The sequence below is a fragment of the Planctomyces sp. SH-PL14 genome (assembly GCF_001610835.1).
GTDB lineage: Bacteria > Planctomycetota > Planctomycetia > Planctomycetales > Planctomycetaceae > Planctomyces_A.
Map to the genome: position 1 here is coordinate 849,676 of NZ_CP011270.1, position 15,240 is coordinate 864,915.

At 66.3% G+C, this 15,240-nt stretch carries 11 protein-coding genes and 1 pseudogene; 4 read left to right on the forward strand and 8 right to left on the reverse strand.

Annotated elements, in window-relative coordinates:
- Positions 1-286 precede the first annotated feature (286 nt).
- Positions 287-1,237 carry a fatty acid desaturase family protein gene (locus VT03_RS03425; protein ID WP_075091695.1) on the forward strand — a complete coding sequence of 317 codons (951 nt, stop codon included), beginning with the start codon at positions 287-289 and terminating at the stop codon, positions 1,235-1,237.
- 55 nt (positions 1,238-1,292) lie between these two features.
- Here VT03_RS03425 and VT03_RS03430 read toward each other — a convergent pair whose 3' ends face one another.
- Positions 1,293-2,798 carry a carboxypeptidase M32 gene (locus tag VT03_RS03430; protein ID WP_075091696.1) on the reverse strand — a complete coding sequence of 502 codons (1,506 nt, stop codon included), beginning with the start codon at positions 2,796-2,798 and terminating at the stop codon, positions 1,293-1,295.
- Between the two features lie 75 nt (positions 2,799-2,873).
- A complete protein-coding gene (locus VT03_RS03435; RefSeq protein WP_156514257.1) occupies positions 2,874-3,107 on the reverse strand; it encodes a hypothetical protein in 234 nt (77 codons plus the stop codon).
- 512 nt (positions 3,108-3,619) lie between these two features.
- Here VT03_RS03435 and VT03_RS03440 point away from each other — a divergent pair.
- Positions 3,620-5,269, forward strand: a complete 1,650-nt coding sequence (locus tag VT03_RS03440) for a formylmethanofuran dehydrogenase subunit A (protein WP_075091698.1) — start codon at positions 3,620-3,622, stop codon at positions 5,267-5,269.
- Positions 5,270-5,308: 39 nt separating this feature from the next.
- Here the strand turns inward: VT03_RS03440 and VT03_RS03445 are convergent, their stop codons facing one another.
- On the reverse strand, positions 5,309-6,238 hold the full coding sequence (locus tag VT03_RS03445) for a nitrilase-related carbon-nitrogen hydrolase (RefSeq protein ID WP_075091699.1): 930 nt from the start codon (positions 6,236-6,238) through the stop codon (positions 5,309-5,311).
- The gene (locus tag VT03_RS03450) at positions 6,231-7,859 is read right to left on the reverse strand and encodes a sigma 54-interacting transcriptional regulator (RefSeq protein WP_075091700.1); all 1,629 of its coding nucleotides are present in this window, start codon (positions 7,857-7,859) and stop codon (positions 6,231-6,233) included. The genes VT03_RS03445 and VT03_RS03450 overlap by 8 nt, the downstream gene beginning before the upstream one ends.
- A gap of 170 nt (positions 7,860-8,029) precedes the next feature.
- On the opposite strand from VT03_RS03450, the gene VT03_RS03455 reads away from it, so the two are divergent.
- Positions 8,030-8,425 (forward strand): DUF983 domain-containing protein, encoded by a 396-nt coding sequence (locus VT03_RS03455; protein ID WP_082845908.1) that lies wholly within the window; start codon positions 8,030-8,032, stop codon positions 8,423-8,425.
- Positions 8,426-8,526: 101 nt separating this feature from the next.
- Positions 8,527-8,808: a hypothetical protein gene (locus tag VT03_RS03460; protein ID WP_075091702.1), complete on the forward strand. Its 282-nt coding sequence runs from the start codon at positions 8,527-8,529 to the stop codon at positions 8,806-8,808.
- A gap of 93 nt (positions 8,809-8,901) precedes the next feature.
- Here VT03_RS03460 and VT03_RS03465 read toward each other — a convergent pair whose 3' ends face one another.
- The 4 genes and pseudogenes from VT03_RS03465 to VT03_RS03480 all read right to left on the reverse strand — a co-directional run.
- Complete coding sequence (locus VT03_RS03465; RefSeq protein WP_075091703.1) at positions 8,902-10,128, reverse strand: DUF1501 domain-containing protein; 1,227 nt, start codon at positions 10,126-10,128, stop codon at positions 8,902-8,904.
- 73 nt (positions 10,129-10,201) lie between these two features.
- Complete coding sequence (locus VT03_RS03470) at positions 10,202-11,545, reverse strand: DUF1549 domain-containing protein (RefSeq protein WP_075091704.1); 1,344 nt, start codon at positions 11,543-11,545, stop codon at positions 10,202-10,204.
- 424 nt (positions 11,546-11,969) lie between these two features.
- Positions 11,970-14,750, reverse strand: coding sequence for a M56 family metallopeptidase (locus VT03_RS03475; RefSeq protein ID WP_075091705.1), 2,781 nt, complete (start codon positions 14,748-14,750; stop codon positions 11,970-11,972).
- 3 nt (positions 14,751-14,753) lie between these two features.
- Positions 14,754-15,119: pseudogene (locus VT03_RS03480) on the reverse strand (BlaI/MecI/CopY family transcriptional regulator); the annotation flags it as partial.
- Between the last annotated feature and the right edge of the window lie 121 nt (positions 15,120-15,240).

The following is a 15,240-nucleotide window of genomic DNA, read 5'->3' on the forward strand; positions in this document are numbered from 1 at the left end:
GTCGAGGGACCGGCACGGGGCAATCGTCCTCTTTCGCAGAACCGGTTTTCGAAAGTCAAGCTGCGAATCGGGGACAGCGGCGTCCGAAGTTGTGAATCCCCGGATGGCACGGACCTCCTTGGAAGACGGAAGGAGACGTTGCGTTTTGTCAGCTAGCTGACACAATCTTGAGATAGAGGTCCTCCCCCAAGGACTTCGTGCCGACCTGCCGGTTTTTTGAATGCGCCCGAACTCGAATGCCGAGTGAGTCCGTGCGCATACCGGTCCCGCCTGCACAATTGGTTTCATGTCGACGATTGAAACGCACGACTACACCGAACTCGATCTTCAGAGTCGGCGACTGATCCTGCTGGTTCCCTTCCTCGCCGCAACGGTCGTCTGGAGTTGGTGGACCACAAACCCGTACATCCCGTGGCTGCTGGCGGTCCCGATCGCCTACTTCTTTCTGTGCGCCACAAGCCTGCTGCATGAATTCATTCATCGCATCAACCACGTCCGCTGCCGGTGGTGGGCCCGCTTCATCGGAATGCTGATCGTCACCCCGGCAACCGCCTACCGTGAGACTCACGTCCGCCATCACGCTTACCTGAATCGTCCGGTCGACTGGGAGCTGTGGCCCTATTCCGATCCGAACTGCTCGCGGGGCTTTCGCCGGCTCTTTGCCTGGTTCGACATCCTGGCCGGGCTTGCGACCTCCCCGCTGGTCTACGGACGGATCTACTGGTCGCGGCAATCCCCGCTCTCGCCCGAGGTCCGGCGGCAGATCACGTTCGAATACCTCGCCTCACTCGTCTTCTGGGGCGCCGTCATCGCCGGAGTGGCCTACTACGGACAGTGGTGGAACTTCACCCTCGCCGTCATGCTGCCATGGTGGATGGCGGGGGTCATGCAGACGATGCGGAAGTTCACCGAGCACCTCGGGATGAGCAGCTTCGATCCGCTGGAAGGGACCCGCACGGTCCATGGCGGCAACGTCATTACGCGGGTCTGCTCGTACCTCAACAGCGACATCTTCGTCCACGGACCGCATCACCGCAGCCCGATGGTCACGGCGGACGAGCTGGACACCTTCGCCACCGAACTCCGGACGCAGCAGGAGCGGAAGCTGCCGTTCTACCGGACGTACTTCGCGGCGACGTGGGCAATGCTCCCGCACCTGCTCCTGAACCCCGGCTGCGGGGAGAACGCAACACCGGGCCCGACGGACCCTTCGCAGTCCGCCCCGGTCACCGCCTGAGCTTCAGAGGTCTGCGACCGGCACCGAGGCCGCCGCGCGAAGTCCTCTCGCGGGATCAGATCTTGTAGATCGCCCCGAACCGCGACTTCAGGTGCCGCAGCAGCGGCTCGGCCGAGAGCGGCTTCCCGGTCACGAGTTCCACGAGCCGACTGGCTCGATACTGCATGCCCCGCTCGTGAATGTTTCGGTTGAGCCAGGTCTTGAGGGCCAGGAATTCCCCGCGGCGGAACTGCTCGTCCAGATCGGGAATGTCCTTCCGCGCCTGTTCGAAGAACTGGGCCGCATACATGTTGCCGAGCGAGTAGGTCGGGAAGTACCCGATCAGCCCCGCGCTCCAGTGGACATCCTGGAGGCAGCCCAGGGCGTCGTGCGGCGGCGTCATGCCGAACGAGTTCGTGAACGCGTCGTTCCACGCTCCCGGCAGGTCGGCCGGCGAGAGGTCTCCCGCGATCAGCGGCCGCTCCAGCTCGAACCGGAGCATGATGTGGAGGTTGTAGGTGACCTCGTCCGCCTCGACCCGGATCCACGAGGGACGGACGTCGTTGATGGCGGTGTGGAATTCGTCGAGGGAGGCGCTGCCGAGAGCCTCGGGGAACGCCTTCCGGGCCAACGGGAAGAAGTGGTCCCAGAACGGCCGGCTCCGTCCGACGAGGTTCTCCCACATCCGCGACTGGGACTCGTGGATCCCGAGTGAACAGGAATCGCCGACCGGCAGGCCGAAGTCCTCTTTCACGAGCCCCTGTTCGTAGATCCCGTGCCCCGCCTCGTGAAGCGTCCCGAAGAAGGCTCCCGGGAAGTGGTGTTCGTCGTACCGGGTCGTCAGTCGGCAGTCGCCGGGCCCGATCCCGCTGCAGAAGGGGTGGGCCGCCTCGTCGAGCCGTCCCGCGTCGAAGTCGAAGCCGATCGTCGTCGCCCCCCGTCGCGAAAACTCGCGCTGCGCCGGGACGGGATACGAGCGGGTCAGGATCGACGTGTCGACTTTGACCGGGCTCTGCTGAATCGCCTGAACGAGCGGGACGAGCTCGTTGCGGAGCCGGGCGAAGACGTCGGCGATCTCGGCGGAGCTCGCTCCCGGCTCGTATTCGTCGAGGAGGGCGTCGTATGGCACCGCGCCGCCGATCGCCTGGGCTTCCTCGCGTTTGAGGGCGACCATCTTCTCGAGCCACGGGCGGAAGGCCTGGAAGTCCCGAGCCTTCTTGGCCCCGACCCAGGCCTGTTGCGACAACGTCGCACAGTGTGACAGTTCTTCGACGAGCCGCCGGGGGAGTTTCGTCGCCCGGTCGAATCGCCGCCGCGCTTCGCGGACGGAAGCGGATTCGCGTGAGTCATCGGCGGGAACGGCGGTCTCCGCGACGCTCAGCAGTTCGGCCAGCTTCGGTGAGGTGGCCCGATCGTGGGCCATTCCCGAGAGCATGGCCAGTTGCTGGGCGCGGTGTTCTGCGCCGTGGATCGGCAGGTAGGTCTGTTCGTCCCAGCCGAGGACGCTCGCGCACGATTTGAGGAGGGCGACTTCGCGAAGTTCCTGCGCGAGGCGGCGATACGCCTCCGGTGCGTCTGGCATCGACAGCTCTCTTCCTGACAGTTCTGTTGCGGCGGCCCGCTGCAGACAGGGATCCGGCCCGGTGGACCGGCCCGCTTACGAAGAGCGAACCCAGTAGATCGTGATCAGCGTCGACAGTCCCATCACGAGCACCGTGTAGAGGAACAGGACCGACAGCATCTGGGTGATGTGCGTTCCCGCTTCGGTGTCGGCGGCGATGAACTGTTTGACTTCCGCCGGCTCGAAGGCCGAGTCGGAAGTGGGATTCGCGACGGGGGCAGCGTTGTCGGACATCGTGTTCGGCGCGGTGGAGGTTTGAGTTTTCGTCATCTTGACGTCCCGTTTGCGGTGTGTCGAGTCTTTTCCCTTGCCGGGAATGAGCCGGAACCACGTCCTTGCCGGCACGGCTATGCTCGCTCAAACCCATCGTGCTACGGCAGCCGGGGTCAAGGGGGGCAACCCCTTGCCGCCGGAGGCGCTTCCCTGAGGAACCGCGGTAGACAACGGACGCCCCCTTTGGGGACCCGGCGTTGAGGACTCACAGCTCGCTCTGCAATCGCCGCGTGTTGGTGAGGGGGCATACGGCACCGCGTCCGCGCTTGGATACGTGCTCCTTCAGACGGTTCTCGACGGCCAGGCCTCAGGCGGGCAAAGGGCCAGAAAAGCAACACAGGCCCCTCTGCACTCCCCACCAGGGGTGACCCCCTGGACCCCGGTTCGACTGGCCGACCTTCCAATCTCCCCTATGATCCCTCGATCACCGATGCAGAAGGCCCGTCCGCCCCGCGCATCCGTCCGGTCCACCGAGGCCGGAGCCCGATTCGTCTGCTTCCGTCTCGCTCATGTCGCTCCTGAAGATCCGTGGGGGGACACTCTACGACCCACAGAACGCCATTGACGGAGAGGTCCGCGACCTCTGGTGCCGCGACGGCCGGATCATTCCCCCTCCGCAGGATCCCCTTACCCGCCCCGACCGGGAGATCGACGCCACGGGAATGGTCGTCATGCCCGGCGGTGTCGACATGCACTGCCACATCGCCGGCCCCAAGGTCAACGCCGCGCGAAAAATGCGGCCTGAGGAAAAACGCCGCTCCCCGGTGATCCCCCGAACGGAGCGAACTCGTTCAGGAACGACCGGAAGCGTCCCCAGCACCTTCGCCACCGGCTACCTCTACGCCGGCCTCGGCTACACCTCCGCCTTCGACGCCGCGATCCCCGCCATCATGGCGCGGCACACGCACGACGAGTTCGAAGATACCCCCCTGATCGACAAGGGGTTCTACGTCCTGATGGGGAACAACCAGTACATCCTCCGGCAGATCGCCGCGAACGAACCGCAGCGGCTCAAGGCGTATGTGGCGTGGCTGCTGGGGGCTGCCAAGGCGTACGCCTGCAAGCTGGTGAACCCCGGGGGAGTCGAGACCTGGAAGAGCGGAGGCCGGAATGTCTCGGGGCTCGACACGCCGGTCACGCATTTCAACGTGACACCGCGGCAGATCATTCGCGAAGTGACGCGGGCCGCCAACGAACTCGGCCTCCCGCATCCGGTTCACATCCACTGCAACAACCTCGGCCTCCCCGGAAACTGGTCGACGACGCTCGACACGATGCAGTCCCTCGAAGGTTTCCGCGGGCACCTGACCCACATCCAGTTCCACAGCTACGGCGGCGATCCCGACAACCAGGCGACGTTCCGCTCGCAGGTCCCGGAGCTGGTCGAGTATTTCAACTCGCACCACAACCTCACGGTCGATGTCGGACAGGTCCTGTTCGGCCCGACGACGTCGATGACCGGCGACAGCCCGCTCGGCTATTACCTCCACCGGGTCTTCGGCAAGAAGTGGTTCAGCGGCGACCTCGAGATGGAGGCCGGGTGCGGGATCGTTCCGGTCGAGTATCGGGATAAGTCGTTTGTCCACGCTCTTCAATGGGCAATCGGCCTCGAGTGGTATCTCCTCGCCGCCGACCCGTGGCGGATCGCGATGAGCACCGACCATCCCAACGGCGGCTCGTTCCTCGCCTATCCGGAGATCATCGCCCTCCTGATGGACCGCTCCCGTCGCCAGGAGGTCCTTGCCCGGGCTCCGGCGAAGGTTCGCGAGTCCTGCACACTCGGCGACATTACCCGCGAATACACCCTGTCCGAGATCGCCATCATCACCCGCGCCGCTCCAGCCCGGATGCTCGGCCTCACACAGAAGGGGCACCTCGGCCCCGGCGCGGATGCCGACATCACGATCTACCAGCCGCGGGACGACATCCAGAAGATGTTCGAGATCCCGCGGTACGTGGTCCGCGCCGGCCGCGTGGCGGTCGAAGATGGCGAGATCCGCGAGCCGGTCGACGGCCAGCTCCACTATGTTGAGCCGGAGTACGACCCGGACTGCCTTCCCGACATCCGGGAGTGGTTCGAAGCGAACTACTCGATCCAGTTCAACAACTATCCGATCGCGGAGCACGAGCTCCGAAACTCCGTGCGTCGGCCCATTTGAAGTTCCCACGGGGCGCGGCTGTGGCGCAGGAGACAGATTTCAGAGCTGGTCCGGCGGGAAGGGGGCGACGCTGGCTTTTGGGGTCTCGTCCACCTGCAGCCGAAAGACATCCGGGCGGGCGTAGTGACCAACGACGTCGAGGTCGAAGGTCCCGCGGATCCGCTCGCGGCGGTCGAGTCTGGCCGTGAGGATCGTCTCGGCGTCGTACACCGGCCCGGCGAGCAGCTCTCCAAAAGGAGAGACGATGCAGCTTCCGCCTCGGATTCCGGGAGACGACTCCTTCTCGTCCGGAGGAAGGAACTGGCACGCCGAAAGGACGAAGCAGCGTCCTTCGATCGCGATGTGCCGCATCGTCGGGATCCAGGTCGGCCGATCATCGACGGTCGGCGCGCAGTACAGCTCCACCCCCTTGGCATACATCGCCATCCGCAGGAGCGGCATGTAGTTCTCCCAGCAGATGACGGCGCCGAGCCGGCCGTGCAGTGTCTCGACGACCGTCAGCGTGGAGCCATCACCGCATCCCCAGAGGACTCGCTCGAGGGCGGTCGGCATCAGCTTGCGATGCTTTCCCAGGAGCTCCCCGCCGGGGCCGAAGAACAGGACCGTGCAATACAGCGTCGCGCCGGCGCGTTCGATGATGCCCGTGACGAGATGGATCCCGTTCTCGCGGGCGACCGTGGCGAGGAACTCGAACTCCGGACTCGGGATCGCGACGGCTCCCTCGAAATACTCCCGGAACTCCTCCCTCCCCTCCGGAGTCCGCTGCCCCAGGCTGAGGCCGAACAGCTTCCCCTTGGGATACCCGCCAACGAACGCCTCGGGAAAGAGGACGACCTGAGCGCCGGCCTGTTTGGCCTGGGCGGCGAGCCCCGCCAGCTTGTCGAGCGTCCGCGGCGTGTCGAACAACACCGAACCGGCCTGGACGACGGCGACCTGAACGTACGGATCGGTCTCGTGCGAACTACTCATGGGACTGCTCCTCCTGCGAGCGGACGATGCCGAGCGACCGGAGCCGCGAGGCGAGCGTGGCCGGGTTGAGACCGAGGAACTCCGCCGCGCTCCCCGGCCCGGAGACCTTCCAGCGGGTCGCCTTAAGGACGGCGACGAGGTTCTCCCGTTCAAGTGTCCGCATCTCCGCCTCCGTCATGAGTCGCGGCGTGGCTGGCTCTTCGATCTTCGGAGAGGACTTTCTCCCGCGTTCCTTCAGGTGCGAGAAGTCGAGCCCCCGCGCGGCGTCGACAGTCTGATGCGCAATGACCGCCCGCTCCATGACGTTCCGCAGCTCGCGGACGTTCCCCGGCCATTCGTACGCCTGAAGGAGGGCGGCCTGATCGCGGGAGAGGCGGGGAGCGGTGAGGCGGTACTTCCTCGAGTAGAACTCCGCGAAGTGCCGGGCCAGCAGGAGAACGTCCTCTGACCGCTCGCGGAGCGGCGGAACGTCGATCTGGAAGACGCTCAGCCGGTAATAAAGATCCTTGCGGAACCGCCCGCGGCGGGCCTCCTCTTCCAGGTCCCGGTTCGTAGCGGCGATGAAGCGGACGTCCCCCTTCCGCGTCCGCCCCTCCCCGACCCGCTCGTACGTCCCCTGTTCCAGCACCCGGAGGAGCTTGGCCTGCATCGGGAGCGGGATCTCGCCGATTTCGTCCAGGAACAGCGTCCCCTGCTCGGCGAGCTGGATCCGTCCCGCGCGGTCGTGGACCGCCCCGGAGAACGCCCCGGCGACATGGCCGAAGAACTCGCTCTCGAAGAGCTCCGCGGGAACGGCGGCGCAGTTCACCGTGATCAGCGGATGGGCCGCGCGGAGGCTCTGCTGGTGGATCGCGCGGGCCACCAGTTCCTTGCCCGTCCCGGACTCCCCCTGGATGAGCGTCGTGGCGTCGGTCCGGGCGACCAGTCGGATTCGGCTCTCCAGGTTCCGCATGACGGGGCTTTCTCCGACGAGGTCGCCGGCCTGATGCGAGGCCTTGACTTCGTCGCGGAGGTATTCATTTTCAGACGCCAGCTGGTCCCGCAGTTCGCGGATCCGGGCGAAGGCGTCGTTGTTCGCGATCCGGCTGGCGGCGTCATCCGCAAACGCGCGGAGCCAGGCGAGGTCGTCCTCGCTGGGGGACTGGCGGGTGAAGACGGCGAGGACACCGAGCAGCTGATCGTGGTGGATCATCGGCTGGCCGATCACCCCCTTGATTCCTTCGCGGCGGACCCACTCGGGATCGGCGATCCACGGCGAGCGGGCGCTCACCTTCCGGTCTTCGACCGGCTCGCGGGTCTGGGCGATATGGCCAACCTTCCCGAAGCCGAACGGGATTCGCGAGAACCGCCCCTCCAGACCTGACCAGTCGGTGCCGTCGACGGACCGCCCGGCGCTGGCGCTGAGCCTCAAGCAATTCTCGTGCGACTCACACCGATCCGGAGCGGGGCAGCGTCCGCACTGGGGCTTCGGGATGACGAGCCACACGCGTGCGAGCGCAGCGCCGCAATGATCGACCAGCCCGGTTACGAGCTCATGCAGGATGTCGGGCGTGGACCGCTGCCGGGCCATGGCCAGCAGGAGTTGGCGGCACTGCTCCGGCGAGACGAGAGAGGTTCGCATTGTTGTGATATTTCACGAAGGCGTTTGCGAATTATCGCTCTTTCGTGAATTCCCACAATGCTGTCCGCGAAGAAGTTATTTCGCAACACCCGCAATAGAAAGCCGTTGTGTCATTCCATTCCCTATGGAGCGGGAATTGCAAAGGCTCTCATCGTCTCAAGGAGCTTACGATGAGAATGATCTCGCGAGTGTGGACGGCCCTTCGTCTGCGGTGCCCGCGCTGCCAGAGCGGCGGCCTGTTCCAGCGGCCGATGACCATGTATGCCGCCTGTCCGCATTGCGGCCTCGGCCTGGAACCCGATCCCGGCTTCTATCTGGGATCAATCTACGCCAACTACGCCGCCACCGTCCTGCTGACCTCAGCGATCTTCATTCTGGCGGTGCACGTCTACGGCTTCGACAAGCGCGTCGTGCTCTGGGGCTGTGCCGCAATCACGGTCCTCTTTCCCATCTGGTTCTTTCGCTACGCCCGCAGCGTCTGGCTCTCGCTGATGTATGCCGTCAGCTCGAGCAGCTTTCGAACCAGATCGCCGGACTCGACCGGCGCTCCCCGCGCCGCGTCATGACGTGATGCCCCGGCCCCCCGCGGACCGTGCCTCCCCGTCAATCGATCCTTCCGGATGTCCCCCTTCCCCGCACCTGCATTTCCCCTTCGGAGAACGTCACCATGAGCACCGCCCAACTCGAACGCCCGACTTCCGGCGTGTCCCGAGATCATTCGTTTCTGTCCCCGGTCCCCGTCGAAGCCGACGTCGCGCCGCCGGATCGCGCGGCTCCGGCCGTTCTCACGCCGGGACCGTTCGCGGAGGACGATGAAGCTGCGTTTCGAAGCGACGATGCGATGGCCGGCGGGATGATCAGCGTCATCCTGGCCATCGCCTTCTGCGTCCTGGTGGCCCTGGTCGCCGGTGTCAGCTACTGGACCGTGGCCGTGACGACGACGCCATAGACCGCGGTACGTGACGTCGCCTCAGGTGGTCTCTGCCAAGCGTCGACTCAGTCGGAATTTGAAGACCGTGAGCGCCGCCGCTCCTCATCCGCCTCAGAGCAGCGCCTTGATGACCTGGCCGTGATCCGTCGCCGGAGCGACCGCGCCGAACTCCGTCCGGAACTCGTGCGCGGGATCGATGCCGATGGCCGTCATCAATGTCGCCAGGAGGTCCGGCACCTTCGCCTCTCCCTCCGTGATCCTGTGGCCCGACGCATCGGTGGCCCCGATCGCCAGCCCACCGCGAAGACCACCCCCGCCCACAACGACCGGAGTCACCGCCGGGAAGTGATCCCGGCCGGTATTCCCGTTGATCTGCGGCGTCCGTCCGAATTCTCCCATCCAGACGAGGACCGTCTCGTCCCACAGCCCGCTGCTCCGGAGGTCGTCGATCAGCGCGGCCCAGGGGCGGTCGATCTCGCCGCAGAGCCGCGACACCTGGCTGAAGTTGTTGTCATGCGTGTCCCAGCCTCCGTGCGCGATCTCGACAAACTGCACCCCCGACTCCAGGAGCCGCCGGGCCAGGAGGCACCGCTGACCGAACTCACTCTCCCCGTAGCGGAGCTTGTCCGCCTCCGCGGCGTTCTCGACGTCAAGGGCTTTGACGAACGGCGTGGTCAGCATCCGCTCGACCTTCCGCAGCGACGCCTTGCGGCGGTCGAGCGCCGCGTCCGCATGGGCCGCGTCGAAGCCGCTGTTGAACTGTTCGAGCGTGCGGAGCGTCCCCCGCTGCCTCCGCAGGCCCGTGATCAGCCGCACCGCTTCGGCCGGATTCTCCACGGCGAACGGGGCATGGTCCGGCCCCATGTAGGCGGGCCCGAGCCCGCGGGCCCCGATCGAAACGAACAGCGGAAAGTCAGCCGGCGGATTCTCGTGCGAGACGACCGCCCCCAGTGTCGGCCGCGGGAACGCCTGGACGAACGGGTAGCCCGTGTGCAGGAAGTGCTCTCCCCGGTCGTGATCCCCCTCCGGCGAGGTGAGGCCGCGGAGAAGGCTCAGGTGCTCCATCCGCTTCGCGATCTCCGGAAGATCCGCGGCGATCGAGACGCCGGGAACGGCCGTCTGGATCGCCTGCGTCGGCCCGCCGGTCGCCGTCCCGGGCTTGGGATCGAAGGTGTCCATCTGGCTCGGCCCACCGCCCATCCAGAGGACGACGCACCGCTTGGTCCGCCGGCTTCCGTCCGCGGCGAAGAGCCGGTCGCAGCGGTGCTTCAGGGCCAGCGAAAACAGTCCGCCGAGAGATCCGGTCACGAACCGGCGACGCGTCAGATGGCTGGACATCGGAACCTCCGAAGAGACGAACGGGCGAAGAGACGAAGGGACGGCGGGAACGGAACCCAGGTCGGACAGGCGGTCAGTGGTTGAACGCGAACTCGCTGGAGTGCAGCAGGATGTAACCGACCTCGCGCGGAGTCCGGCCCCGGAGGGATTCCCGCTCGGCCGATGTCGGCGTGCGGCCAAGGAACCGGACGAACAGTTCGTCCATTCCGCCGGACGCCTGAGGCGCGTCATCGACGAGCCGGGACATCAGTCCCTGGACGGTCTCGCGATACTCCCACGAGGCGCTGAAGTCCCCGTCGAGAGCGTCGCCGAGGAACGTCCGGACGAACTCGCTCCGCTCCTCCGGCCTGGGAGCGCGGCCGGTCGCGGTACACATCGACTCGTACCACTGCTCGGGAATCAGCGGCTTGATCGGGCGGACGGCGAACAGCCGGACGCGGGAGTCGTCCGCTTTGGCAGAGGTCGACGCGAGCTGGTACGCGCGGGATCCGCAGACCAGCCGGACCATGTGCCGCGTATCGAACCCCGTCCGGATCGCCTCGTCGGACAGCCATTCGAGCAGTTCCGGGGCGGCGGCCGGGTTGTCGCGGCTGACGTCGTCAACGGGGTGCACGATTCCCCGGCCGACCAGGTGATACCAGATCCGATTCGAGAAGTTCCGGGCGAAGGGGCGGCTGCGGGTGAGGAACAGGCCGAATTCGGCCCGCCATCGCGACGTACGGGGCTCGGCTCCCGAGAGGAACCGCGGCCGCTGGGCGGCCTCGACTTCCCGGACCACGTCGACGAGCTCCGTGTTCCCGTTCGACACCTCGCGGCGCTCGACGGCATCGAAGAAGCGGTTCATCCGCTGGAAGTCGGCCTGGGTCCAGCGGTCGAAGGGGTGGTCGTGGCACCGGGCGCAGTCGAGCCGGATCCCCAGGAACGCCCGCGAGACTTTGACGACCGGCTCCTCCGGATACCGCAGCAGAAAATTGACCGGTCCCGTGAACGCCGACTCACCCGAGGCGGAAACGAGGTCGAGTGCGATCTGGTCGTACGGGCGGTTGGCGCGGAGCTGCGCGTGCAGCCAGTCGGTCAACGTCTGGCGGTCGGTCGAGTCATCCGCATAGCCGTAGAGCTGCGTCGTCCAGAGTTCCGACCAGAAGCGGTTGAACTCCTCTGTGTCGAGCAGGCGGTCGACGAGCGCTGGGCGGTCCGGGCTCCGGAGGAACTCCTCCCGTTCGGCGGTTGTCGGGATTCGTCCGAGGAGATCGAGCGAGACCCGCCGGAGGAACTGCTCGTCGGAGCAGGGGGCGGCGGGCTCGACGGCATGCCGCCGCCATGTCTCTTCGAGATGGGTGTCGATGGACGGTGCGGTCTGACCGAAGGCGACTGGTCCGGCAGTCAGAGCGAACAGGATGATCGCCAGGCGGAGCATCGAGGTTCCTTCGGAGAGGATTGTTTGGTGGATGAGGTTGGGGATGAAAGGACTGGCGTTCGTCCTGTCCCAGGTCTCGAGACCTGAGTGACAAGACGAACCACGTACTCGCCGGACGGACTCTCTTAGCTCAAACCCAACTTTCGACGGCAGCCGGGGTCAAGGGGGCAACCCCTTGCCGCCGGAGGCACTCCTGTGAGGAACCGTGGGACACAACGGACGTCCGTTTTGTGGAGACGGCGTTGAGGATTTACCGCTCGCTTTGGAATTCCCGCGGGTTGGTGAGGGGGGCATCCGACACGGTGTCCACGCTTGGATACGTTCTCCTTCAGACATCTCTCGACGGCCAGGCCTCCGGCGGGCAAAGGGGCGTTGCCCCTCTGCACTCCCCACCAGGGGGACCCTGGACCCGGTTCTGAAAAAGTCAGAAGTCGGCCTTCTTCAGTTCCTTCTCAATCTCTGCCGCCTCCTGCAGCAGTTCCTCGATCGATGGTCCGGCCCAATCCTGCAGGACAAGCCCGTCAGGAGTCTCCGCGAACAGCTCGCCGAACCAGAGTTGCAGCCCATCGACCTCCGGCCGTTCCGCGGTGACTTCCGCCAGCCGCGCCAACTCGAGCTTCCCGACGAGCGAAGTCATCGCCCGCGACAACGCAGGGTTCGTCACCTCGGCCGCAAACTCGTCGACCACCCGCCCTCGACGTCGAACATCGCGGGCCTGCCGGAAGAACTCCTCGGCGCGCCCCTTAAGGTCGTCCGGAGACTCGGTCGTGATCTCGTAATTCCCCTGCGGATTCTTCGTGACGAACTGGGCCATCCACTCCCGCGCCGCGGCGTCCGCCGTTACGGGAAGGTAATCCATCTTGCGGGCAACCAGCATGAAGGCCAATTCCGTCCCGAGCAGCTTCGAGAGCTTCGCCTGGAGCGGGTCGGCCCCATCGATCTTTCCGGCCAGCTGGTGCAGCGGTGTCTCCAGCGCCTCGCGGTACTTCACGATCGCGTCGTACCGCTGGGCCGATTCCTCCAGCGCCTTGAAGGCGTCCGTCTCGACGTCGAACTTCAGCCCTTCGGCCGTGTCGCTCGTCGCATCTTCCAGCAGATTGAAAATCTCCTCCACGCTCTCGTCCTTGAGGGGGGCGTCCTCCGAGGCGTGCCCCGCGATCCAGTACTTCGCGAACAGCGGATCCGCCAGGAGCGTGCTGAACCGCCGGTGCAGGTCGTCCGTCTTCACGAGATCGCGCGACCAGGCGGCGAGCTCTTCCTGATAGCGGGCGAGCACGGGATGGACTTCGTCGATCGTCTTGAGCCGCCGTTCGACCTGAGTCTGCCGGGCGGGACGGATGACATACGCCCCAGTCCTCGTCCGGACGAGCGCCTGGTCGAGCCCGTCGAGGATGTTGTCGATCTCGGGATGCAGCCGCAGACGGAGCTCCTGCTGGTAGAGGAACGCGGGGGCGGCCTCATGCGTCAGGAACCGCTTCAGCACCGGAGTTAGCGAGTGCTTCTCATCGAGTTCTCCGGCGATCTCAATCAGAACCAGGCCGATCGGGCTCAGGTCGGCGGTAGCCGCCTCGATCTCGCGGACATAGCGGTCGATCACCTCGCCCTGCTCCGGGACGACGTTCCATTTCCCATCCTGCTTCCGGAAGTGCCGGGCGACAAATCGTTCCCACTGCGTTGCGGAATCTCCTTCCGGAGCGGCGTTCTGAGCCTGAATCGCCGCCCGGTCCGCCATGAGGATCTGCCCGGCGGGGGTCCGGAGGAGCGCTACGAACTTGCGGAGCGGCTCGTTCTCCTTGACCACGATCCGCGAGGCGAACTCCTCGAGCCGGTCGTGCGGCGCCCCGCTCGGCGCGGCGGTGACGCTCTCCCTGGCTGAACTGCGCTCCTCGTCTACCTCTTGGGAGACCGAGGCCGAGCCCGGCCCCGGGGCGGCAGCGAGCGCGGCCGGGGCGACGAACCGGAGGTCCACCAGTCCCGCGAGCCCCACGGCCAGAAGGGTGCCGGTCCACAGACCGCGCTGCATCCAGGAATCGCCCCCCTCGCGATCCGCCACGAGCCGGCGGATCCGCTGGAAGAGGGGGCCTCCGGTGGCCGCGGTCGCCATCAGGGGAGACCGCGCTCCGACCTGCGCCACCGCCAGCAGGGCCTGCGCCAGCCGCGGAGCGCGGACCGGAGACTCCTCCGCCATCAGCGCGTCGCAGGACCACTCCGCCGCCTCGTCGAAGCGCGACGCGGCGTACCACGCAAGCGGATTGAACCAGTGGAGTGCCACGACCGCTCGGGCCACGAGCGACGCCCACAGGTCCCCCCGCCGGAGGTGACAGAGTTCATGATGCAGCACCGCCTTCCGCTCCTCGGCGGAGAGCCGGTTCCAGAGCCGGACGGGAACAACGATCCGGTACCCGCCGGGAGCCCAGGTGAGGAACGGCCCGACCTGCGGATGGACCATCAGCCGGACATCGCGGCGGAGCCCCAGCTCGAGGCCGAGTTCCTGAAGCTCCTTCGTCCACGCGGACCGCGCGGGAGACGCGTTCGCGAGCGCCAGCCGGACGCAGCCGAAGTGGAACAGCAGCGTCGCTAGAACCAATGCCGCCCCGCCGGCCCACCCGCCGACGAGCATCCGCCGCCAGTCGATTGAGGCCGCCGCCGGACGGGAAGGATCGATCGAAGCGGCGGCCGGCGCTTCAGCGGTCTGGTCCAATGTCTCGGGACGAACGGGCGTCGATCGCATTTCGTTCGGCAGAGCACTCCCGGAACCGGCCGCGGAAATGGTCTCGGGCAGGGAAAGCGGCGATGCCGTTTCCGGTGCGAGAGCCGCAAACGGAGTCGAAAGGTTTTCGAAGGGTGCCTCTACCGCGCGAGTCACCGAAGCCTCGTGCCCGCCAGTCGGCGTCGACGCTGAGCTTGCCGTCGTCGGTCGGGATGTCACAGGCACCGACGACGCCAGACCGGCTGTCGCGGCCTCGCTGTCTGGGCTGGAAGAGACCGTCGGTTCGGAGTGGGAAAACGCCCACCACGCGGGAGCCTGGAGCGCCAGCGAGAAGGGGGCCACGAGAACCCCCTGCAGGAGCACCAGCCCCCAGGCGACGCGGTGCCACCGGGAGTCGGCGACGGGACGCCATCGCTGGAGGAGCCAGGCGAAACATCCGGCGATAAGCAGCATTCCGCTGGCGCGGAGGATCAGGATCGTCCAATCGACGGTCATGGCTCAGTCCTCCCGCTGCTGGGCGTTGTGACGGCGTTCCGCGTCGCGGATGAGCTTCTTCAGCTCCGCCAGTTCGTCGGATGTCAGGCTGGCCCCCTGGACGAGATGGGCCACGAGCGGCACCACGGAGCCCTGGGCCACCCGCTCCACAAAGTCCGTCAGCTGCGTCTCACGGACCGAATCGGGTTCGATTACCGCGGCGTACCGCGTCGGGACCCGCCCCGCCTTCTGCTTCTCGACCCAGCCTTTGTCGACGAGGCGATTCAGTCGGGTCTGGACGGTCGTGTAGCCCACTTCCCGCCCGACCCGTTCATGGACCTCGGCCAGCGAAAGGGCCCCGTGGTCCCACAGGAGCTTGAGGAGCTCGAGCTCCCCCTCCGTCGGATTCGCGTTCGACGTTCTCATTCGCCCCTCCGGAGAAACGTGATGAGGGCCCCAGCTCGGTGAGCCATTGTGTTTACTACTCGTGTAGTAAACCATACGACACGCG